This window comes from Streptomyces sp. NBC_01235 (assembly GCF_035989285.1).
Lineage (GTDB): Bacteria > Actinomycetota > Actinomycetes > Streptomycetales > Streptomycetaceae > Streptomyces.
In genome coordinates this window covers 7,251,379-7,273,699 of sequence record NZ_CP108513.1, presented here as the reverse complement: position 1 = coordinate 7,273,699, position 22,321 = coordinate 7,251,379, and the positions used below count along the sequence as shown (strand labels likewise).

At 69.2% G+C, this 22,321-nt stretch carries 18 protein-coding genes and 2 pseudogenes; 7 read left to right on the top strand and 13 right to left on the bottom strand.

Translation table 11 applies throughout. The features are described 5' to 3' along the window. Window positions 1–39: 39 nt before the first annotated feature. The 7 genes and pseudogenes from OG289_RS32785 to OG289_RS32755 all read right to left on the bottom strand — a co-directional run. On the bottom strand, window positions 40–2,601 hold the full coding sequence (locus tag OG289_RS32785; protein ID WP_327317658.1) for a hypothetical protein: 2,562 nt from the start codon (window positions 2,599–2,601) through the stop codon (window positions 40–42). Window positions 2,602–2,755: 154 nt separating this feature from the next. Further along, the gene (locus OG289_RS32780) at window positions 2,756–3,166 is read right to left on the bottom strand and encodes a DUF6113 family protein (protein ID WP_327317657.1); all 411 of its coding nucleotides are present in this window, start codon (window positions 3,164–3,166) and stop codon (window positions 2,756–2,758) included. Beyond that, window positions 3,166–4,095 (bottom strand): N-acetyl-1-D-myo-inositol-2-amino-2-deoxy-alpha-D-glucopyranoside deacetylase, encoded by a 930-nt coding sequence (gene mshB, locus OG289_RS32775; RefSeq protein ID WP_327317656.1) that lies wholly within the window; start codon window positions 4,093–4,095, stop codon window positions 3,166–3,168. Before mshB ends, OG289_RS32780 begins: the two co-directional genes overlap by 1 nt. A 9-nt stretch (window positions 4,096–4,104) precedes the next feature. Further along, window positions 4,105–4,383: a hypothetical protein gene (locus OG289_RS32770; protein WP_327317655.1), complete on the bottom strand. Its 279-nt coding sequence runs from the start codon at window positions 4,381–4,383 to the stop codon at window positions 4,105–4,107. Window positions 4,384–4,385: 2 nt separating this feature from the next. Next, on the bottom strand, window positions 4,386–5,285 hold the full coding sequence (locus OG289_RS32765; protein ID WP_327317654.1) for a hypothetical protein: 900 nt from the start codon (window positions 5,283–5,285) through the stop codon (window positions 4,386–4,388). A 15-nt stretch (window positions 5,286–5,300) separates the two neighbouring features. Then, window positions 5,301–6,146, bottom strand: coding sequence for a helix-turn-helix domain-containing protein (locus tag OG289_RS32760; RefSeq protein WP_327317653.1), 846 nt, complete (start codon window positions 6,144–6,146; stop codon window positions 5,301–5,303). A gap of 278 nt (window positions 6,147–6,424) precedes the next feature. After that, a pseudogene (locus OG289_RS32755) lies at window positions 6,425–6,870 on the bottom strand (ATP-binding protein); the annotation flags it as partial. Between the two features lie 16 nt (window positions 6,871–6,886). Between OG289_RS32755 and OG289_RS32750 the strand changes: the two are divergent. After that, a pseudogene (locus OG289_RS32750) lies at window positions 6,887–7,181 on the top strand (DUF397 domain-containing protein). Here OG289_RS32750 and OG289_RS32745 read toward each other — a convergent pair. Continuing rightward, window positions 7,178–7,372 carry a hypothetical protein gene (locus OG289_RS32745; protein WP_030783885.1) on the bottom strand — a complete coding sequence of 65 codons (195 nt, stop codon included), beginning with the start codon at window positions 7,370–7,372 and terminating at the stop codon, window positions 7,178–7,180. The pseudogene OG289_RS32750 and the gene OG289_RS32745 overlap by 4 nt on opposite strands. Before the next feature lie 181 nt (window positions 7,373–7,553). Here OG289_RS32745 and OG289_RS32740 point away from each other — a divergent pair, with 181 nt between their 5' ends. After that, window positions 7,554–9,698 (top strand): prolyl oligopeptidase family serine peptidase, encoded by a 2,145-nt coding sequence (locus tag OG289_RS32740; protein ID WP_327317652.1) that lies wholly within the window; start codon window positions 7,554–7,556, stop codon window positions 9,696–9,698. A gap of 243 nt (window positions 9,699–9,941) precedes the next feature. On the opposite strand, the gene OG289_RS32735 is transcribed toward OG289_RS32740, so the two are convergent. Genes OG289_RS32735 through OG289_RS32715 form a run of 5 tightly spaced genes read right to left on the bottom strand, consistent with a single transcriptional unit; the run spans window position 9,942 to window position 15,557 of the window. After that, a complete protein-coding gene (locus tag OG289_RS32735; protein WP_327317651.1) occupies window positions 9,942–11,039 on the bottom strand; it encodes an ABC transporter ATP-binding protein in 1,098 nt (365 codons plus the stop codon). After that, window positions 11,032–12,015: an ABC transporter ATP-binding protein gene (locus tag OG289_RS32730; RefSeq protein WP_327317650.1), complete on the bottom strand. Its 984-nt coding sequence runs from the start codon at window positions 12,013–12,015 to the stop codon at window positions 11,032–11,034. Before OG289_RS32730 ends, OG289_RS32735 begins: the two co-directional genes overlap by 8 nt. Before the next feature lie 7 nt (window positions 12,016–12,022). Next, window positions 12,023–13,003 carry an ABC transporter permease gene (locus OG289_RS32725; RefSeq protein WP_327317649.1) on the bottom strand — a complete coding sequence of 327 codons (981 nt, stop codon included), beginning with the start codon at window positions 13,001–13,003 and terminating at the stop codon, window positions 12,023–12,025. Further along, window positions 12,996–13,919, bottom strand: coding sequence for an ABC transporter permease (locus OG289_RS32720; protein WP_327317648.1), 924 nt, complete (start codon window positions 13,917–13,919; stop codon window positions 12,996–12,998). The genes OG289_RS32725 and OG289_RS32720 overlap by 8 nt, the downstream gene beginning before the upstream one ends. A 6-nt stretch (window positions 13,920–13,925) precedes the next feature. Then, window positions 13,926–15,557: a peptide ABC transporter substrate-binding protein gene (locus OG289_RS32715; protein WP_327317647.1), complete on the bottom strand. Its 1,632-nt coding sequence runs from the start codon at window positions 15,555–15,557 to the stop codon at window positions 13,926–13,928. A 558-nt stretch (window positions 15,558–16,115) separates the two neighbouring features. Between OG289_RS32715 and OG289_RS32710 the strand changes: the two genes are divergently transcribed. From OG289_RS32710 to OG289_RS32690, 5 genes are all read left to right on the top strand, one after another. Beyond that, window positions 16,116–17,144, top strand: coding sequence for an ABC transporter permease (locus OG289_RS32710; RefSeq protein ID WP_327317646.1), 1,029 nt, complete (start codon window positions 16,116–16,118; stop codon window positions 17,142–17,144). Between the two features lie 82 nt (window positions 17,145–17,226). Continuing rightward, window positions 17,227–19,011 (top strand): ABC transporter substrate-binding protein, encoded by a 1,785-nt coding sequence (locus OG289_RS32705; RefSeq protein WP_327317645.1) that lies wholly within the window; start codon window positions 17,227–17,229, stop codon window positions 19,009–19,011. A gap of 82 nt (window positions 19,012–19,093) precedes the next feature. Continuing rightward, window positions 19,094–20,074, top strand: coding sequence for an ABC transporter permease (locus OG289_RS32700; RefSeq protein WP_327317644.1), 981 nt, complete (start codon window positions 19,094–19,096; stop codon window positions 20,072–20,074). A gap of 15 nt (window positions 20,075–20,089) precedes the next feature. Further along, the gene (locus OG289_RS32695) at window positions 20,090–21,115 is read left to right on the top strand and encodes an ABC transporter ATP-binding protein (RefSeq protein ID WP_327317643.1); all 1,026 of its coding nucleotides are present in this window, start codon (window positions 20,090–20,092) and stop codon (window positions 21,113–21,115) included. Window positions 21,116–21,141: 26 nt separating this feature from the next. Beyond that, the gene (locus OG289_RS32690; protein ID WP_327317642.1) at window positions 21,142–22,203 is read left to right on the top strand and encodes an ABC transporter ATP-binding protein; all 1,062 of its coding nucleotides are present in this window, start codon (window positions 21,142–21,144) and stop codon (window positions 22,201–22,203) included. The last annotated feature ends 118 nt before the right edge of the window (window positions 22,204–22,321 follow it).

Below are 22,321 nucleotides of genomic sequence, written 5' to 3'. Positions count from 1 at the left end.
AGTGCCGCATGACAGATGTCATGCGGCACCGCTCGCGCGTCAGCTCGGGTCGGTCTCGATGATCGCGGTCCGGTTCGTCTCGCTCTTCAGGGCCGGGCGCAGGGCGCCGATGACGTCCTGGACCGTGACGGCCGTCTTCTGGCCGGTGCCGCGAGTGATCAGCACCTTGTCGAAGGTGCTGCCGTACAGCTCCTTCAGCGCGGCCTGGTCGTAGCTCTCGACGAGCTTGCCGTTGACGGCCTTGACCTGGAGGAACTTCCACAGGGAGTTCTTCGGGCTGAAGGAGATGCTGGGCACGCCCTCCTTGGTCTGGAGCGTGACCTTGCCGGACATCGCGGGTTCGGCGAACTCCTTCATCATGCGGTCGACCTCGGCGTCGGACACCGTCGGCTGCTTGGTCGTCGTCGGCACGGTCACCGGGGTGGTCGTACCGGTCTCCACCTGGCTGCGGTAGGCGTCGACCACGGCCGACTCGGCCTTCGCCGCGTCGATGCCCTTGCCCGCCTTGCCGTAGACGGCGACGGCCTTGCCCGACTCGAACTTGATCGTGCCGTCGGTGGCCGAGCCGGAGCCGCCCGCCGCGCTCTCCAGAGCGGCCTGGAGCTTCTCCTCGTCGACCGGCATCTCGGGCTCGACCTCACGGTGCTGCCCGAACAGCGACCCGATCACCGAGATCGGGTTGTAGTCGCTCTTGGCGGCGTCGTCGACCGTGGCCTGCATGTCGAACTGGAGGCCCGCCTGGTCCGGCTTGAGGGTGACGGTGTCGCCGCCGACGGACAGCTTCAGCGGCTGGGCGACCCGCTTGTCGAAGGCGTCGTCGAGGGTCTTGACGGCGTCGTCACGGGTGCCGCCGCCGATGTCGACGCCGAGCACGGTGGTGCCCTTGGGCACGTCGGAGTGGTTCATCAGCAGGCCGGCGCCGTAGACGCCGATGCCCGCGACGACCACCAGGCCGCCCAGCAGGGGGAGCTTGCTGCGGCCCTTCTTCTTTTTCTTCTTCTTGGAGTCGCCGCCCCCGGACGCGCTCTGCGGGACAGCAGCCGTCCCCTTCGGCGGGGTGTGCGGCAGCGGTCCGTCGGTGCGCGTGGCGCCGCCGGGCCCGCCGGAGGGCACGACGGGAATGCCGCTGGTGACGGTGTGCCCGGAGACGTTGTCGACCGGCCGGCCGCCGTAGCCGCCCGCGCCCGGCTCGGGGGCGGGCTTCTGGGGGGTGAGTATCGCGGTGTCGTCGCTCAGCCCCCCGCCGGGGAGACGACCGGTACCGGCACCGGCACCGGTGCCGACGCCGGGGCCGCCCGGGGCGGTGGAACGCGGGCCGCCGGGGCCGCCGCGGCCATGGGGGCCGGGGCCGCCGGGAGCGGCAGGCGCGCCCGGCGCACGGGTCACGCCGGGGGCGCCCGCGGCGCCGATCGCGCCGGCCGTGCCGCGCGGGCCGCCGCCCATCGGGGGCACCATCGGGCCGTCGCCGGTGACCGGGCCGCCGGTCGGGCCGGCGGGACCGCCCTGCGGGCCGCCTCGGCCGCCGGGGCCGCCGGGTCCGTCCGGCCCGTTGAAGTCGTACGAGCCACCGGGACCGGCCGGGAAGCCGGCCTGGCCGTTCTGGCCGTTCTGGCCGTTCTGGCCGTTCTGGCCGTTCTGACCGCCCTGACCGTCGTCGGAGAAGTACGGCAGGTTGTCGCGGCGCGGCTCGGCACCGCCACCACCCTGACCCTGGACCTGCCCCTGGCCCGCAGCCTGCGCCTGGCCCAGTGCCTGACCTTGGCCCGGGGCCTGACCTTGGCCCAGTGCCTGACCTTGGCCCGGGGCCTGACCCTGGCCCGGAGCCTTCCCCGGCACCTGTCCCGGACGCGAGCCGTTGCCCAGCGGGCCCGCGGCGAGCGCCTCGGTCACGTCGAAGGAGCCCGTGCCGCCACCGTGCCCCGGAGCCACCGGACCGCCGGTGGCGCCGCCGGGCAGCCCCGCACCGTTGGTGCCGCCGGAGCGGGCACCGCCCGGCACGCTCATGGAGCCGACCACGCCACCGGGACGACCGGCTCCCGGCCGCGCGCCGCCTGGCGCACCGGCAGCGGGGCCCTGCGGGCTCGCGGGCGCGCTCGTCCCGGCGGCAGAACCGCCCGGCAGACCGGCCCCGTTGGTGGCGCCGCCGCCCTGACCGCCCTTGGCGGGCCCGGACTTGCGTGGCGCGAACCAGTCGCTCGTCTTCTCGTCGGCGGCGGGCGCCGGTTCGGCGGGCAGCTCGAAGGAGCCGGTGTCCGAGGAGACGGAACCGGCGGCGCCCGCGGGAGCCGCCGACTGCGTGTCGGCACCGTTGCTCGCGTTGCCGTTGGGGCTGTCGTCGCCCGCGCTCTCGGTTTCGGCGACGGGCGTACGCACGACGACCGGCGGAATCGGCCGCGATCCGGGGATGTTGATGCGGATCCGCGTCGTCAGCGTGGTCTCGGTCTTGCGTTCCTCCGGCCGCGCGGCCGAACGGCCCTCGTCAGCACCGCCGTCGGACACCACAGGGGTGCCGTACGGCGGCGTGCCCGAGGGGTATGCGGCTCCGCCGCGCCCGTTGGACCCGTTGGGCCCGGAGGACGGACTGTCAGTTTCACGACTCAAGGCAGGTTCTCCAGGTTGGCTCCGCCGCCCGCCACGACCTCACGGGCAGCTCGGCGGCGCGCACCACCATACTGGCCACTTCTGGCCCGTATCCCACGACCGCCGGGGAAACCCACACGGGACTCCCACGCGCCGGCAAGGGTGAAGTGGTACGTCACTTGCCAAGTCGGACGCCATCGCCGCCCGGTTGCCGCCCCAAACCAATCGTGGCGCAGATCACAGCAAGTGCCATGCCACCGAGCAGGAAGAGGTAGGAACCGCCTCCCACGCCGAACAGGAAGTCGCCCTCGGGACGGCCCGCGGTGCACAGGATGACGGAGATCATCCAGCCGGCGGCGGGCGCGACGGCCCCGGCGCGGGTGTCGAGCGCCCGCGCCCCGCCGACGAAGAGCCCGCCCGCGCCCACGAGCGCGAGGAGCAGCCCACCCGGGAACCAGCCCGCCTGGACGAGCGCCCCGGCGAGACCGGCGACGGCGCCGAGCACCACGAGCCCCACATAGGCGGCGACCCGTCCGGCGGGAGGCATCCGGAGCGGCTGGGCGAGCATCGAACCACGGTCGGACATCAGGCCACCTCCTCCGTACCGGCGGTACCCGCGACGCCCGCGACGCCCGCGACGCCCGCGACGCCCGCGACGCCCGCGAAGAGATCGGTCTCATGTCGCTGAGCGGGCTCGCCGCGTACGAGTTCGTAGTACTCGATCGCAAAGAGGGGCTGCGCGAGGTCGTTGGAGAGGGCGAAGTACCGCTCTCCGGGGGCGACTTCGACCTGGGTGGCGTGCGCGCGCATCGCGGCGGCCTTGGCGGCGGCGTACGCACCGTCGCCGTCGCCGCCGTGGATCTCTGCGGTGACGCGGTCGTCGTCCACGACACCCGGGACGTCGGCGACGACCGCGCTCTTGGCGAAGGGCAGCCCCGGCAGCTCTTCCCGGAGCCGGGCGAAGGCGGCCCCGGCGACGGAGCGCGGGACGCGGTTGAAGTACACCTTGGGGATGCGCCACCCGGCGCCCTCGGCCAGCTCCGCGGCGCGCAGGGCGACGCGGTGGGCCTGGATGTGGTCGGGGTGGCCGTAGCCGCCGTTGTCGTCGTACGTGACGAGAACCTGGGGGCGTACCTCGAGGATCACCTCGACAAGGGACGCGGCGGCTTCGTCGACGTCGGCCTGCCAGAAGCAGGCGGGGTCGTCGTTGTCGGGGAGGCCCATCATCCCGGAGTCGCCGTAACGGCCCGCGCCGCCGAGCAGCCGGAAGTCGTCGACACCGAGCTCGGCCATGGCCGCGGTGAGCTCACGCAGCCGGTGCTCCCCGAGGGCAGCGCCGGTCAGATGCCGCAGCTCCGGCGGGATGACCTCGCCGCGTTCCCCGAGCGTGCAGGTGACCAGGGTCACATGGGCGCCCTCGGCCGCATACCTGGCCATGGTCGCGCCGTTGTTGATCGACTCGTCGTCCGGGTGCGCGTGCACCAGCAGCAGACGCCGGGCGGGCAGTTCCTTCATGGGGCCAGCCTACGAGGCCTGCTCGTCTCCGAAGATCCCGGCGACGGATGTGGCGGTGATGGCGCGGCCGAGCCAGTGGCGCAGCATCTCCGGATCGGCACATCCGGTGATCCGCTCACGGACCTCCTCGGACACGTCGATGCCGCGCGCCTGCAGGACGATCAGTACGGACTCCACATGGGCGATGAGGCGGCCCTGGGCTCGGCCTCTCACACGGCCTTCCTCACGGCCTTCCTCGCGGAGGTCCTCCGCGAGGTACGACTTGTAGAAGGAAAGATCCACGGCCATGCCTACTCGTTGTCGAAGATGTCTTCGACTGCCGGGGCGGTGAGAGCACGCGCAAACCAGCGGCGCAGGATCTCGGGGTCGTCGCAGCCGATGACCCGGTCGCGGGCCTCGCCAGGAACTTCGATGCCGCGCTGTTCCAGAACGAACAGGATGTCCTCCGCACGGCTCTGAGCACGGCCTTTGTCACGGCCTTCGTCGCGGAGCTCCTCCGCGATGTCCGACTTGTAGAAGGAGAGATCCACGGCCACCAGGTTCCTCCAGAGCGATTTGGCCGGGCGATCGCCCAGGCCCTGTGAGATGAGTTCGATGATGGGGTCGACGACGTCTTCGCGCTTGTTGTCTTCGCGTTCGTTCCGCAGCGCGGTGGACAGGGCTTTCAGTATGTCAGCAATGGCCGGATCGCCCGCGTGTGTGATGGCGGCGAGTGTGGCCAGTACGAGGTCCTCATGGGCCTCCGCCGGGTCGGTGATCACCGGCATGTTGTGGGGACCCGCCACGAGGGGCCTGATGGTGAGTGTGGGCAGCTGAGGAGGCCCGCTGGCCACCGGTCGCTGGGCCCATGCGGCGGTGGCGTGGTCCTGGACCACGACCATGAGAGCGGTGGGCAGCCGGTACTTGCTCCACAGATACGCGGTGTAATACGCCCAGCTCGCGGGCTTGGTGAGGTCCTTCTTGCCCTGGGCCTCGATGGCGAGGAGGAACGCGCCGTGTTCCGCGCTGTCGAGGCGCAGAAGGGTGTCCACCCGCCGTTCGACCGGGCCGGTCTCGGTCAGGTCCGTGGGCAGGATCGTGACGCTGTCCGGGACGGGGAGGTCACATCCGAGAACCTTCGAGACGCGGCTGAAGAGCCTTGTGTCGTGCTGAAAGATGCGGTGCATCGCTTCGTGCGGCGAGCTGACCATGTGGTTCCTTGATTTTCAGTGGTGGGGCGGCCGGCAGTCGCGGCATCTGTCTGATCCCGCGGATCTGAAGCCGCGGTCGCAGCCGCCGCAGTTCCGGAGTCGGCGTGGGGTGTCCGGGGGCGGGGCGGGGGCCCGGTACGGCGGGAGGGGCGGCAGCTGGGCGGCCAGGCGGTGGGCCAGGAAGGCTGCTGGGCGGCGCAGGGGCTCCTCGGGGAGGTCGTTGGTCAGGGCGTGGCGTACGACGGTGGGGGTGACCTCTCGTTCCAGCCAGGCGGCGACTCCGGGGGCGAGGTGGTCGGCGTCGGTGGCGGAGAGGAGGAGGCGGGGGTCGTGGCGGCGGAGGCCGGCGAGGAGGTCTACGGCGGTCTGCAGGAGCGTGGGGGCGGGGTAGGCGGGCTGGGGGACCGCCGGGAGTTTCTTGCGGGGTGGGCGGCTGTCCGGGGCGGGGCGTCGGGCGGGCGGCCTGGCGGGCTCGGGCGCGCTGCCGTGGCGTCCGGGCTGGTTGCAGGAGACCGTGCGGGTGACGATGCGTCCGCCGGGGATGCGCTTGCGTTCGCGGCGGAGGTAGCCGTGGGACTCCAGTTCGCGCAGGGCGGCGGCGATCCGGGTCGCGCCCTCGGGGAAGCGGGCGGTGAGGGTCTTGATGTCGACCCGGGCGCCCTTGGGCAGCGACTGGATGTGGACGCCCAGTCCGATCGCCAGGAGGGACAACTCCCCGTGCTGGGCGAGGTGGTTGCCGATCACCGTGAAGCGGGTGGTGTGGCGGGCGTTGTCGTGGGTGAGTCCGCCCGCGTGGGGGTGGTTTTTGCCCGTGTTACGGGACTCGGCGCATGGGGGCGCGCTAGGGTTTTGCGTGTCCATCGGGAAGCCCTAACTTCCTTGGTGGTCAGGCCCTCGCACTGGGATTGCCGTCCCGGCGGGGGCCGTCGCATGTCTGCGGTTGTGTGGTGGTGATGCTGCGCCGAGCGTAGGGCAGGCAACCCGCCGCAAATCCACTCCAGTTGGCATATTCACTCGCGGGAGTGAGTTTGCGCAGCGGGCGGGAGGGGTGGGGCTTGGTCGGGTTCTTTCACCGTCGTGGTCCTTGGAAAGAGAGCGCCCCTCGCGTCGCAGCACGAGGCACCGAAGCGCGACGCGTCGGGTTCCGGTGGGAGTACGACCTCGGCCCACACCGTCTTGCGTGGACGCATCTCCGGAGCCCAGCCCCACCGGTCGGCCAGCGCCTCGACCAGGAGCAGTCCCCGACGGACTCCGAATCGGCTTCCGGAACCGTTTGCCGGGGGCGGGGCGGCCGGTCCCCCGACGCGTCCGTCACCTCGATGCGCAGCGTGTTCGCGATGGCGTAGAGCGACGGCCGGAAGTCCCGGCCCGGCACACGTCCGTGGGTCGCCGCGTTCGCCGCGAGGTCGGCGACGATCTGGCAGGCCGGGTCCAACGGCAGCCCCCAGGCGCGCAGTTGCTCCACCGCCGGCAGTCGCGCGAGGTGGGCTCCGCGAGGTGTGGGTGACAGACGCACGCCGAAGTTGCGGAAGTGGTGGCCGGGTTGGGGCTCGGAAGAGACGGTTTCCTGGATCACGTCACTCAGAGTGGCCGCCCGCTTTATGCGGTATGGCACCATCCGGGCGCAGGCTCTCGGGCCGGGGGAGTCGCTAGAGCCTCATCGAGCAACTGCTGGGAGAGACATGATCCGCAAGCACTCCATCGGGCAGCACGCCTCCGAACTGGCGTGGTTCAAGAGCAGCTACAGCGACGGCACCGAGGGCGACTCCTGCGTAGAGATCGCCCCCCACCCCCACCACCATCCACGTCCGCGACTCCAAGTACGCCGACGCCGATGACAGCCCCCGCCTCGCGCTCTCGCCCGAGGCCTGGGCCGTGTTCGTGCCGTACGTCTAGAACTTGATGCTGCCGATCATGCTCGCCACGCTCGTCGTCAGGTCGTTGATCGTCCCCGCCATCGTCGAGGAGGCGAGGTAGAAGCCGAGCAGGATGCAGACAACCGCGTGACCGCCCTTCAGGCCAGACTTCTTGATCAACAAGAAGACGATGATCGCCAGCAGCACCACCGCCGAAATCGAGAGTGCCACGGCGGCTCACCTCCAAGAACCCGGGAACGTGGGGGCAAAAACAGAGCGAGGGAACTTGTAAATCCATACATCAGCCAGCAGGTTCATACCCACGCAGCGCTAGTGATCATAACTATGTGTGGGCGCGCATCTCGCGGCGCACAGCCGCACAAGGGGGTCGCATGGCCAATATGGTCGGGCCATGACGACCGAGTCCGACTCCTTCCCCCGCCGGCACGCACGCACCCAGCGTTTCACCCTCGGCGCGCCGCGTTCGTTCACCGTCGCCCCCGACGGCTCCCGGGTCGTGTTCCTGCGCTCCGGCTCCGGCACGGACCGTGCGACCTCCCTGTGGGTACTCGATCCGGCGGACGGCACCGAACGCCTGGCCGCCGACCCGCGCGCCCTCCTCGGCGGCGCCTCCGAGGACCTCTCGCCCGAGGAAAAGGCGCGCCGCGAACGCAGCCGCGAGGGGGGTGCGGGGATCATCGGCTACGCCACCGACGAGGCCGTCGAGCTGGCGTCTTTCGCCTTGTCAGGGCGGCTTTTCACGGCGGAACTGCGGGCCGGCACGGCCACCGAACTCACTGTTCCCGGGCCGGTGATCGACCCCCGGCCGTCCCCCGACGGACGCCTCGTCGCGTACGTCGCGGGCGGCGCCCTGCGGGTGGTGGGCGCCGAGGGCGAGGACGACCGGGCGGTGGCGGAGCCCGGATCGGACACGGTTTCCTATGGATTGGCCGAGTTCATCGCGGCCGAGGAGATGGGGCGCTCGCGCGGGTTCTGGTGGGCTCCGGGATCGGATCGACTGCTGGTGGCGCGGGTGGACGACACGCCGGTGGAGCGGTGGTGGATCTCCGATCCGGCCCAGCCGAAACGTGACCCACAACACGTGCCCTATCCGGCTGCCGGGACGGCCAACGCGGACGTACGGCTGTTCGTGTTCGGGCTCGACGGGGTGCGCACGGAGGTCGTCTGGGACCGGGCGCGTTACCCGTATCTGGCGCGAGTGCACTGGTCAGGGGCGGGGGCGCCGCTGCTGCTCGTACAGGCGCGCGACCAGCGCAGTCAGCTGTTCCTGGCGGTGGACACCGACTCCGGGACGACTCGGATGGTGCACGCCGACGAAGATCTGATTTGGCTGGATCTTTTCCCCGGAGTGCCCTGCTGGAGCCCTTCGGGACAGCTGGTCCGGATCGCCGACGAGGGCGGCGCCCGGGTCCTCACGGTCGGCGAACGTCCGCTGACGGGAGCCCAGTTGCATGTGCGGGCGGTACTGGACGTCACGGCCGACGACGTGCTGGTCTCCGCCTCGGCCGGTCAGGACGCGGCCGCTCCGGAGACCGGCGAGGTGCATGTCTACCGGGTCAACGAGCTCGGCGTGGAGCGCCTGTCCCAGGAGCCCGGCGTGCATTCGGCGGTGCGCGCGGGGAACGTGACCGTTGTGGTGTCGGCGACCCTGGACCGGCCGGGGAGCGTGGCGCGGGTACTGCGGGGCGGCAAGCCGGCGGACGGGAAGGCGACGACGACTGTCCGGTCCCTTGCGGAAGATCCTGGTCTGTCCCCTCGCGTGATCCTCACCGAGGGGGGCGCACGCCGTATCCCGTGCGCCGTGCTTATGCCTACGGACTACCCCGGTGACACCTCGCCCCGCGCCCCCCTGCCCGTCCTCCTGGACCCCTACGGCGGCCCGCACGGCCCCCGTGTCCTCGCCGCGCACAACGCGCACCTGACCTCGCAGTGGTTCGCCGACCAGGGTTTCGCGGTGGTCGTCGCCGACGGCCGGGGCACCCCGGGCCGCTCCCCCGGCTGGGAGAAGGCGATCCACCACGACTTCACGGTCAGCCTGGACGACCAGATCGAGGCGCTCCAGGATCTGGCGAAGAGCCATCCCCTCGACCTCTCCCGGGTGGCGATCCGCGGCTGGTCCTACGGCGGCTGGCTCGCGGGCCTCGCGGTGCTGCGCCGCCCCGACGTCTTCCACGCGGGCATCGCGGGCGCCCCGGTCACCGACTGGCGGCTCTACGACACGCACTACACGGAGCGGTACCTCGGCGACCCGGCCACCTCCCCGCAGGCGTACGCGAAAAGCTCGCTCGTCACCGACGAGGGACTCTCCTACCCCGCCGAACCGCACCGCCCGCTGATGATCGTGCACGGCCTGGCCGACGACAACGTGGTCGTCGCCCACGCCCTGCGCCTGGCCTCCGCCCTGCTGGCGGCCGGCCGCCCGCACGAGGTCCTGCCCCTGTCGGGCGTCACCCACATGACCCCGCAGGAACAGGTCGCGGAGAACCTGCTGCTGCTCCAGGTGGACTTCCTCCGGCGCGCTCTCGGACTGGGCTGAGCGAAGACTCTCCGCAGAGCACCTCGACCAATGATCGAGGAACCACGACGAAGCACCAGCCACGTCCGCGAGAGCGGCGCCGGTTTGGGCGCGAAAAGAGGCAACGGGCCGGGAGACATGGCGCTCCCGGCCCGTTTACGGCACCCGCACGGCCGTACGTTGTTCAGACTGACGCGTCCGTATATCGGAAACGGGTCAGCCAAGTTGCCTGCGTGTTAACGAGGTTGCTGTGCAAATGTACGACTATGCCCTCGCGTCGACATGATCGTCCGTCGTCGCGGAAGGCGGTTCCCCGGGTGGGACCACCCGCTTCTCCTCCGCGAAGTGGCACGCCGAGTCGTGTGCGGCGGGGCCGGTGACGAGGCGGAACTCCGCCGGGACCGCGAGGACCGGTACCTCCAGGGCGCAGCGTTCCCGAGCCTTCCAGCAGCGGGTGCGGAAGCGGCAGCCGGAGGGGATGTTCGTCGGGGACGGGACGTCGCCCGTCAGGATGATCCGCTCGCGGTGTTCGCGCGCCTCCGGGTTCGGGACGGGGACCGCGGAGAGCAGGGCCTGGGTGTAGGGGTGGGTCGGGTGGTCGTAGATCTCCTCGTCCTTGCCGATCTCCACGAACCGGCCGAGGTACATGACCCCGACCCGGTCCGAGATGTGCCGGACGATCGACAGGTCGTGGGCGATGAAGAGGTAGGAGAGGTCGAACTCGCTCTGGAGGCGGTCCAGCAGGTTGATCACCTGTGCCTGGACCGACACGTCCAGCGCGGACACCGGCTCGTCGGCGACGATCACCTCCGGGCGCAGGGCCAGCCCGCGCGCGATGCCGATGCGCTGGCGCTGGCCGCCGGAGAACTGGTGCGGGTAGCGGTTGACGTACTCCGGGTTGAGGCCTACGACGTCCAGGAGATCCTGGACCTTTCTGCGCCGGTCGCCCTTGGGAGCCACCTCCGGGTGGATCTCGTACGGCTCCCCGATGATGTCGCCGACCGTCATGCGCGGGTTGAGGGAGGTGTACGGGTCCTGGAACACCATCTGGATGTTGCGCCGGACCGCCCGCAGGGCCCTGCCCGACAGCCTGGAGATGTCCTCGCCCTTGAAGCGGATCCGCCCTTCGGTCGGCCGCTCCAGGTTGACCAGCATCCTGGCGACGGTGGACTTGCCGCAGCCCGACTCCCCGACGATGCCCAGGGTTTCGCCCCTGCCGAGGGTGAAGTCGACGCCGTCGACGGCCTTCACCGAACCGACCTGCTTCTTGAACACGATGCCCTGGGTGAGCGGGTAGTGCTTGACCAGCCCGCTCACTTCGAGGATCGGCTCTGCGGACGAGGCCGTCGCGGAACTAGCCATGCAGGCACTCCCTCCACAAGTGGCACGCGCTGGTGCGGTCCGCGTCCGACTCGTCGACCTCGTACAGCGGCGGTACGTCCGTGCGGCACACGTCCTGGGCCGTCGGGCAGCGCGGGTTGAAGGCGCAGCCCGGCGGGATGTTCATGAGGTTGGGCGGCAGGCCCTTGATGGCGTAGAGCTCCCGGCCCTTGTGGTCCAGGCGCGGGATGGAGTCCAGCAGGCCACGGGTGTAGGGGTGGGCCGGGGCCTTGTAGATGTCGTGGACCGGGGCGGACTCGACGATCCGGCCCGCGTACATGACCGCGATGCGGTCGGCTACGTCGGCGACCACACCGAGGTCGTGGGTGATGAGGACGAGCCCCATGCGGTACTCGCGCCGCAACTCCGCGAGCAGGTCCATGACCTGGGCCTGGACGGTGACGTCGAGGGCGGTGGTGGGCTCGTCGGCGATGATGAGCGCCGGTTCGAGGGCGAGTGCCATCGCGATCATGATGCGCTGGCGCATGCCGCCGGAGAACTGGTGCGGATAGTCCTTGGCCCGTTCCCGGGCGGCGGGGATGCGGACGTGGTCCATCAGCTCCACGGCCTTCGTCCGCGCCTTGCTGCGCGACATGCCCCGGTGGACGACGAACATCTCGCCGAGCTGGTCGCCGACCGACAGCACGGGGTTCAGGGACGACAGGGCGTCCTGGAAGATCATCGCCATCTCGGCGCCCCGGACCTTCCTGCGTTCCTCCTCCTTGAGCGTGAGCAGGTCCCTGCCCTGGAAGAGGATCTCGCCGCCGGTGATCCGGCCGGGCGGCATGTCGAGGATGCCCATGATCGCCTGAGCGGTGACCGACTTCCCGGAGCCCGACTCGCCGAGCACGGCGAGGGTCTCCCCCGCGTCCACGCCGTAGCTGACGCCGTTGACGGCCCGGGCGATCCCGTCCCGGGTGCGGAACTCCACGTGCAGGTCGCGTACTTCGAGCAGCATCCGGCCGTCACCTCAGCTTCGGGTCGAGGGCGTCGCGGACCGCGTCGCCGAGCATGATGAACGCCAGGACCGTGAGAGCGAGGGCGCCCGAGGGCCACAGCAGGGCGTGCGGGGCGTTGCGGATGTAGGGGGAGGCGGCGGAGATGTCGATGCCCCAGGAGACCGTCGGCGGCTTCAGGCCGACGCCCAGGTAGGACAGGGTCGCCTCCAGCGCGATGTACGTGCCGAGCGCGATGGTCGCGACGACGATCACCGGGGCGACGGCGTTCGGGGCGATGTGGCGCAGCAGGAGACGGGAGTTGGAGGCGCCCAGGGCTCGGGCGGCCTGGACGTAGTCGTTCTGTTTGGCGGTGATCACCGAGCCGCGGGCGATGCGGGAGATCTGCGGCCAGCCCAGCAGCACCATGAACCCGATGACCGGCCAGACCGTATTGCTGGTCACCACGGAGAGGAGGACCAGGCCGCCGAGGACGACCGGGATGGCGAAGAAGATGTCGGTGATCCGGGACAGGATCGCGTCCCAGCCTCCGCCGAAGAAGCCTGCCAGCCCCCCGAGCACGCTGCCGAAGAGTGCCACGCCGAGTGTGGCCAGGCCGCCGACCGTGACGGACGTACGGGCTCCGTAGACCGTGCGGGTGTAGACGTCGCAGCCCTGGCCGTCGTAGCCGAAGGGGTGGCCGGGCTGGGAGCCCTCCTGGGCCTTGGCCAGGTCGCACTTGAGGGGACTCGTCCAGGTGATGGCCGAGGGCCAGAGGGAGACGAGGACCAGGAAGAGGATGATCAGGCCGGAGGCGATGAAGACCGGGTTGCGGCGCAGGTCGTGCCAGGCGTCCGACCAGAGGGAGCGGGGTTTGCCCGAGGCCCCTGCGGCGGTGCTTTCCGTCCCTTCGACGGTCTTCTCCAGGAACGGCGCCCCGCTCGCCGCGAGGTCCGTCGCGGCGCCCGCGCCGGTCGCGGCGATGTCGCCCTCGGGCTCCAGTTCAGGCATAGCGGATCCTCGGGTCGAGTACGGCGTACAGGAGGTCGACGAGCAGGTTGGCGACCAGGAAGACCAGCACGAGGACGGTGACGAAGCCGACCACGGTCTGGGTGTTCTGGCGGAGAATCCCCTGGTAGAGCTGGTAGCCGACGCCGTGGATGTTGAAGATGCGTTCGGTGACGATCGCGCCGCCCATCAGGAAACCGATGTCCGCGCCGATGAAGGTGACCACGGGGATGAGGGAGTTGCGCAGCAGGTGCCGGGTCACGACCCGGCGGTGCGGCAGCCCCTTGGCGACGGCCGTACGGACGTAGTCGGAGCGTCTGTTCTCCGCGATGGAGGTACGGGTCAGGCGGGTGACGTAGGCCAGGGAGACCGAGGCCAGCACCAGGCCGGGCACGAGGAGTTCGTCGAAGCCTGCGGCCGCGGAGACGGAGGGCTTGATCCAGCCCCACTCGACGCCGAGCAACAGCTGGAGCAGCAGGCCGGTGACGAAGGTGGGGACGGAGATCACGACGAGGGTGGCCAGCAGGACACCGGTGTCGGCGGGCCGGCCCCGGCGCAGGCCGGTGATCACACCCAGGGTGATGCCGATGACGATCTCGAAGAGGATCGCGACGATCGTCAGCCGCGCGGTGACCGGGAACGCCGTCGACATCAGCTCGGTGACCGGCTGGCCGTTGAACGCCGTCCCGAAGTCGCCGGTGAAGACGTTCCCCATGTAGGTCAGGTACTGCTGCCAGACGGGCCGGTCGAGGCCGAACTCCTTCTCCAGCTGCGCGGTCGTCGCCGGATCACACGTCCGTTCCCCGCACAGGCCCGCGACGGGGTCGCCCATCACGTTCACCATCAGGAAGATCAGCAGCGTCGCGCCGATGAACACCGGGACCATCTGCAGCAGACGGCGGACGACGTAGCGTCCCATGGCGGGTCAGCCGACCTTGATGTCGGTGTAGACGGGGACGGAGAACGGGTTGAGTCTGACGTCGGAGAGTCGTTCCGCGTAGCCGCCGGTGCCGTTCTGGTACCAGAGCGGGATGGTGGCCATGTCGTCCCGGACGACCTCCTCGGCCTTCTGGAACAGTGCGACGGCCTTGGCGCTGTCGGTCTCGGCGTTGGCCTGGTCGACGAGTCGGTCGAACTCCTTGTCGGACCACTTGCCGTCGTTGGAGGGGGCGTTGGTGTAGTAGAGCGGTTGCAGGAAGTTCTGGATGAGCGGGTAGTCCATCTGCCAGCCGGCGCGGAAGGGGCCGCTCAGCTTCTGCTGGGTCGTCTTGCTGCGGTAGTCGGCGAAGGTGCCGATCGGGCTGCCGACACAGGCCTTGTCGTCGCCCAGGGCGTTGTTGACGGAGTTGCAGACCGCGTCGACCCACTGTTTGTGCGAGCCGGCGTCCGCGTTGTACGTGATCCTCACCTGTCCGCCGGGCAGTCCCCCGCCCTCCTGGATCAGCTGCTTGGCCCGGCCGGGGTCATAGGTGCACCACTCGCCGCACAGCCCCTTCTTGTCGCCGCCCTTCACACCGAGGACCGGTGACGTCCAGTCCGTGGCCGGTACCCGTGTCTTCTGGTAGATCGTCTCGGTGATCCGGTCGCGGTCGATGGCCATGGACAGCCCCTTGCGGACCTTGTCCATGCCGGCCTTGCCCCACTCCTTGTCGTAGTAGGGGAAGGCGATCGTCTGGATGATGCCGGCGGGCTGGTTGAGGTACCGGCCGCCGAGGTCGCTCGGGGCGTTCTTGAGCTGGGCGGCGGGCACGTCGTCGGTGAGGTCCAGGTTGCCGGCCAGGAGGTCGGTGTAGGCGGTGTTGGGGTCGGTGTAGACCTTCAGGGTCACCCCGCCGTTTCGCGCCTTGTCCGCCCCCGGGTAGGCGTCCCACCGGACGAGGTTCATCTGCGAGCCCCTGGTATACGACGCGATCGTGTAGGGCCCGTTGCCGATCGGTTTCTTCAGCCAGGCGTCGTGGTCGTCGAAGAACGCCCTGGGCAGAGGCGAGAAGACGGCGTAGCCGAGGGTGTCCGGGAAGGACGAGAACTTCTGGCTGAGCCGCACGGTGAACGTGCGATCGTCTACGACCTTCAGCCCGGAGAGGGTGTCGGCGGTCTGGGCGCCCTTCTCCGGGTGCACCTCGGCGTAACCGTCGATGTACTTGAAGAACTCCGCGGCCTTCTGCCTGTTCTTCAGGCTCGCGCCGTAGTTCCAGGCGTCGACGAAGGATTTCGACGTCACTTTTTCGCCATTGCTGAACGTCCAGCCGTCCTTGACGGTGATCGTGAAGTTCTGGGAGTCCGTGGTGGCGATCCTCTGGGCCAGCATGTCCTCGGCCGCGCCGGTCTCCGGGTTGTACCGCTTCAGGCTGCGGAAGATCATGTCGAGGACCTTCCCGCCCTGCACCTCATTGGTGTTGGCCGGCTCCAGGGGGTTCTGCGGGTCCCCCCAGGAGGAGCTGAGCACCGCGCCGCCACCGCCGCCTCCGCCGCCACTCCCCCCACCTGCGCAGGCCGTGGCCGCGAGCACTGCCGCCGCCGCGCAGGCGGCCCACTTGGCGTGCGTGGCTCCCCGCATGGATGCCTCCTCATTGACCGCGCTTTTACCTGAGCGCTGTGCCGTCGGCACGTGGGCACCGATCTTGCGATCCGTTAACGGTCAATATCGCCTCAAAAGATGCATGACGCACACAGGCCGCGCCCAACGGGAGGGGGACGCGGGGCTATTCGGGGGATGGCGCAAGAGCGCCGCCCCCAGACAGCAGGTTCCTGCTGGGGGGTCGAAAAGGATCTACTACGCAGGTCACAATGGATCTCCGGCGCGGTGCACAACGGATCACCACCATCCGTTGCCGAACCGTTGGATTGTGACCCCGAGATGTACGCATTCCGACACTAGGGCGACCGGATATCGAACTCGTTGCCCGTTTCGCCCAGTTGGCCCGAATTTGGACACAAGACGATTACGGCGCGCTACACGCGTAGCTACGGTACGGTCAAGCCCAAGCAAAGAAGGTAAAGAGAAGACCAAGGCAGACCAGAATTTATTGACCTTGAATGAATTACGTTGAAAAAGTCCGGCGTAGCCCGTAGGGAGAGCCCTGCGGGGTCCTTGACCCACAGGGCACGGAGCATCATGACCCCCCCAACCCCTTCCCCGGCCACCGCTCTCGAGGTGACCGACGAAGACAACGCGGCACCGGCGAAGTCCTCGGCCCCCAAGGGCAACGAGAGTCGCTCGCCGGGCCGGCTCGCCTGGAGCCGATTCAAGCGCGACCGTGCGGGCGTCATATCCGCCTATGTGGTGATCTTCTTCTTCGTCGTCTCGATCGGCGCGCCCCTCATCGCCAAGCTGTACGGAAAGGACCCGTACACCACCTATGGCATGAACATCCCGGGCCTGCTCAACGAGTTCAACTTCCCGATCAAGGCGAACGGCGGCATCAGCAGCGAGTTCTGGTTCGGCATCGAGCCCCAGCTCGGCCGCGACGTGCTGACGTTCCTGCTGTACGGCATGCGCAACTCGCTGCTCATCGCCACCGCCGCCACCCTCATGACGACCCTGCTCGGCGTCGTCATCGGCATCACCGCCGGTTACCTCGGCGGCAAGACGGACTACCTGGTCGGCCGGGTCATCGACATCCTGCTGGCCTTCCCGCAGACGCTGTTCTTCATCGCCTTCTGGCCGGTCGTCCTGGCGATCTTCGTCGCCCCGGACGAGAACACCCCGATCTGGCTGACGGTCACCAGCCTCATCATCGTGATGACGGCGTTCGGGTGGGCCTCCATCGCCCGACTGCTGCGCGGCGAGGTTCTCGCCCTGCGCGAGCGGGAGTTCGTGGAGGCGGCCAAGGTCACGGGTGCATCACCGGCGCGCATCATCTTCAAGGAACTGCTGCCCAACCTGTGGACGCCGATCCTCATCCAGTCGACACTCCTGCTGCCGACCTACGTCACGGCGGAAGCGGGCCTCGCGTTCCTCGGTGTCGGTCTCACGGACCCCACTCCGGACTGGGGCGTGATGCTCCAGTTCGGCGCCAAGTACTACCAGGACGACATCACCTTCATGCTCTTCCCGGGCCTGTCGATGGTGATCTTCGTCGTGGCCTTCAACCTGCTCGGCGACTCGGTCCGCGACGCTCTGGACCCGAAGACCAAGCGCTGAACCACCTCACTCCGCCCGGGCGACGGGGCTCGGCCGGAGCGCACCACGCACCTCTGTCACTCCACGAGAAATCGGGTCAGCCATGTCTCTTTCCCGCAGAAACTTCGTCATAGCAACGACTGTCGCCGCCGCGGGGTCGACGCTCCTCTCGGCGTGCAGCAGCGGTGACGCGGGAGGCGGCAGTTCCACCCCGAGCGGGGGCGCCACGGAGTACACCGGCGCCACGGTCACCGTCGGCACCAAGGCCGACTCGACCGGTCCCGCCCCCGAGATCGCGGGCGCCAAGAAGGGCGGCACGATCTACGGCATCGCCCCGGACGACTTCTCGCACCTCGACCCGCAGCGCATCTACTACGCGTACAACTCCACCGCCGCGCTGCTGCTGCACCGCTGCCTCACCGGCTACAAGATCGACTCCAGCGGTCACCAGAAGCTGGTCGGCGACCTGGCCGAGGACACCGGCACGATGTCCAACGCCGGCAAGACCTGGACCTTCACGCTGAAGGAGGGTCTGAAGTGGCAGGACGGCACCGAGCTGACGGTCGAGGACGTGCGCCACGGCATCGAGCGTCTGTGGGCCCCGTTCATCATCGAGTCCGCCAGCTACGTCCAGATCGCCATCACCGGCAAGGGCGGCAAGTGGCGTGACGCGTACGAGGGCCCGTACAAGGGCAAGCACCTCACGCAGCTCGTGACGGACAAGGCCAAGCGGACCATCACCTTCAACCTGGCCGAGGCCCGCCCCGACTTCAACTTCACGCTGGCGATGCACTCGTACGCCGCGGTGTCCCCGAAGCTGGACACCAAGGAGAAGTACGACAAGATGCCGGCCGCCTGCGGCCCGTACATGGTCAAGAGCCACGTCACCGACAAGTCGATGACGCTGACCCGGAACAAGAACTGGGACCCGAAGACCGACTCGATCCGCAACAACTACCCGGACGGCTTCGAGTTCACCTTCGGCATCGAGACCCTGGACGGCGTGGACCGCCTGATCGCCTCCCAGGGCAACGACGCCTACGCGGTCTCCATCTACAAGGGCGTGCCCGCCGAGCGCATCCAGAAGGTCCTCACCGACCCGGAGCTCAAGAAGCGCACCTTCAACGGCCTGCTCACCGGCACGTACTACTACGCGATCAACACCAAGCGCGTCACCGACCTGAAGGTCCGTCAGGCCCTCAACCACGCCTGGCCGCTGCAGCAGATCCGCCAGATCTACGGCGGCCCGTCCTCCGGCGACTTCGCGACCACGATCCTCAGCCCCGACATCCTCGGCCGCGAGAAGTTCGACGTCTACGGCAAGCTGAAGACGCCTCAGGGCGACCCGGCCGCCGCGAAGAAGCTGCTGAAGGAAGCCGGCAAGGAGGGCATGAAGATCGTCTACGCCTTCCCGGCGGACCCGACCTACAACAAGACCAAGGTCGTCATCGAGAACGCGCTGAAGGCGGCGGGCTTCACCCCCATCATCAAGCCGGTCGACTCGACGACGTACTACGACCAGATCGCGAAGGTCGACAACACCTTCGACGTGATGTGGTACGGCTGGTCCCCGGACTGGCCGACCGCCTACACGATGATGCAGCCGCTGTTCGACAGCGCCAGCGTCGGCGACGGTCTCTACAACGTCTCGCAGACGAAGATCCCCTTCATCGACGAGGCGATCCAGAAGAACATGGTCATCACCGACCAGAAGAAGGCGGGCGCCGCCTGGGCCGCGCTCGACAAGAAGATCATGACCGAAGTCGCGCCGATCATCCCCGAGATGTACCAGCGCCGTTACTACGTCTACGGCACCAAGGTCGGCGGAGCGCAGTTCGACCCGAACTTCTCCGCGACCCTGCTCTACAAGACGTTCGTGAAGGCCTGACGACCGGCCCTCGTGGCGGGGCGGCCTCCGGCCGCCCCGCCTCCTTCCCCCCTTCGGCATCCGTCAGGAAAACCCAACTGCCATGCTCCGCTTCCTTGTCCGACGAATCCTCGGCGCCGCGGTGATCCTGGTGATCATCAGCGCCATCGTGTTCGTCCTGTTCTACGCCGCCCCGCGCGACCCCGCCCGCATCGCCTGCGGCAAGGCCTGCACCCCCGAGACCCTGGAGCTGGTGCGGAAGAACCTGGGGATCGCCGATCCGCTGCCCGTGCAGTACTGGGACTGGCTCAAGGGCATCTTCGTCGGCCGTGAGTACACGTCCTTCGGGCACTGCCCCGCGCCGTGCCTGGGCTTCTCGTTCCAGAGCCGCGAGCCGGTCCTCGGGATCATCGCGGACCGCTTCCCGACCACCCTGTCGCTCTCCCTGGGCAGCTCGGTCATCTACCTGATCTTCGGCATCGGCGCGGGCATGCTGGCCGCCGTGAAGCAGGGCAAGCCCCTGGACAAGATCGCCAGCTCGGCCTCGCTGATCGCGTCCTCGATGCAGATCTACGTCGTGGGCGTGCTCGCCACCTATCTGCTGGTCGACCAGTGGAAGGTCCTGGACCGGGCCAGCTACACGCCGTTCACGGACGACCCCGCCGCCTGGGCCAAGGGTCTGCTGGTGCCGTGGATCGTCCTCTCACTGATCTGGACGGCCAACTACACCCGTATGACGCGCTCCCAGATGGTGGAGGCGCTGAGCGAGGACTACGTCCGCACCGCCCGCGCCAAGGGCCTCTCCCGCCGGAAGGTGTTCTTCCGCTTCGCCTGGCGCGGCGCGATGGGCCCGATCGTCACCATCTTCGGACTCGACCTCGGCGTCCTGCTCGGCGGCGCGATCATCACCGAGTCCACCTTCAGTCTCCAGGGCCTCGGCATGCTCTCCATCAAGGCTGTCAGCAACAACGACCTGCCCATCCTGCTCGGCGTCGTCCTCGTCGCCGCGGGCGCGATCGTCGTCTTCAACATCATCGTCGACGCTCTGTACGCCCTCATCGACCCGCGCGTGCGCCTCGCCTAGAGGAGAGAGAGAACCATGAGCACCCCCTTCCTCTCCATGCGCGACCTGCGTGTGCACTTCTCCACCGAGGACGGCGTCGTCAAGGCCGTCGACGGGCTCTCCTTCGACCTGGAGAAGGGCAAGACCCTCGGCATCGTGGGCGAGTCGGGCTCCGGCAAGTCCGTCACCAACATGGCGATCCTGGGCCTGCACGACCCGCGCAACACCACCCTCGACGGCGAGATCACGCTCGACGGCAAGGAGCTGATCACCGCCACCGAGCGCGAGCTGGAGCAGCTGCGCGGCAACAAGATGTCCATGATCTTCCAGGACGCGCTCGCCTCGCTGTCGCCGTACCACACCATCGGCGCGCAGATCGGCGAGACGTACCGGAAGCACACGGGCGCCTCCAAGAAGGAGGCCCGGGCGCGGTCGGTCGAGATGCTGCGCCGGGTGGGCATCCCCCAGCCGGACGTGCGCATCGACGACTACCCGCACCAGTTCTCCGGCGGCATGCGCCAGCGCGCGATGATCGCGATGGCGCTGGTCTGCGACCCCGAGCTGCTGATCGCCGACGAGCCGACGACGGCCCTCGACGTGACGGTCCAGGCCCAGATCATGGACCTGCTCAAGGACCTCCAGCAGGAGTTCGGCACCGCGATCATCTTCATCACGCACGACCTGGGCGTCATCGCGGACATCGCGGACGACGTCCTCGTGATGTACGGCGGCAGGTGCGTGGAGCGGGGCACCAAGGAGGAGGTCCTGCGCAGCCCGCAGCACCCCTACACGCTGGGTCTGCTGGGCTCGATGCCGAGCCTGGACGGTCCGGTCGACGTGCCGCTCACTCCGATCCCCGGCTCGCCGCCCTCGCTGCTCAACCCGCCGTCCGGCTGCCGCTTCCACCCCCGGTGCCCCTTCGCGGAGAAGGTGGAGGGCGGGCTGTGCGTCACCGAGCAGCCGGCGCTGGAGATCACGGACGGACGGGGCTCGGCGTGTCACCTGACCCCCGAGCAGAAGCGCGAACTCTTCGCCGACTTCGCCACGACGCGGACCAACTGACGTAGAAGAGACGGGACTTCACCACCATGAGCAGCACCACCCCCCTCCTGGACGTCAGCGGTCTGACCAAGCACTTCCCCATCAAGGGCGGCTTCCCCATCCGGCGTACCGTCGGTGCCGTGCAGGCCGTCGACGGGCTGGACTTCCAGGTCGCCGAGGGCGAGAGCCTGGGTCTGGTCGGCGAGTCCGGCTGCGGCAAGTCGACGACGGGCCGGCTGATCACCCGGCTGCTGGAGCCGACGGGCGGCAAGGTCTCCTACCGCGGCCAGGACATCACCCACGCGGGTCGCAAGCAGCTGGCGCCGATCCGGTCCGAGATCCAGATGATCTTCCAGGACCCGTACGCGTCGCTGAACCCGCGCCAGACGGTCGGCAAGATCATCTCCGGGCCGATGGAGATCAACGACATCAACCCGGCGGGCGGGCGCGAGGGGCGCGTACGCGAGCTGCTGGAGATCGTCGGTCTCAACCCGGAGCACTACAACCGCTTCCCGCACGAGTTCTCCGGCGGCCAGCGCCAGCGCATCGGTGTCGCCCGGGCGTTGGCCCTCGAACCCAAGCTGATCGTGGCCGACGAGCCGGTCTCCGCGCTCGACGTGTCCATCCAGGCCCAGGTGGTCAACCTGCTCCAGAAGGTGCAGCGGGACCTGGGCATCGCGTTCGTCTTCATCGCCCACGACCTGGCCGTCGTACGGCACTTCTCGCAGCGGGTCGCGGTCATGTACCTCGGCAAGATCGTCGAGATCGCCGACCGCGACGAGCTGTACGGCAACCCGCGCCACCCCTACACCCGGGCGCTGTTGTCCGCCGTGCCCGAGGCCGCGGTGCAGGACGAGGACGCCTCCGCCCGTGAGCGCATCCGCCTCACCGGTGACGTGCCCTCGCCCATCAACCCGCCCTCCGGCTGCCGCTTCCGCACGCGCTGCTGGAAGGCGACGGAGAAGTGCGCGTCCGAGGCTCCGCCGCTGGTGCAGGTCGAGGGCAACAAGCCGGGCCACCTGACGGCATGCCACTACCCCGAGACGGCGGACGCCCCGGCCGAGGTGCCGGCGCCCCGTCTCGCCAAGGACCCCGAGGCGGCGGCCTGACACGCCCCGTTTCGTCAGCCGCCCTCTTCCGGAGCGGACGTTCCCGGCCCACTGACCCGAGCCCATGAACGTCCGCTCCAGGGGACGAAGGCCCGCGCCCACCCGGCGTGGGCCTTCA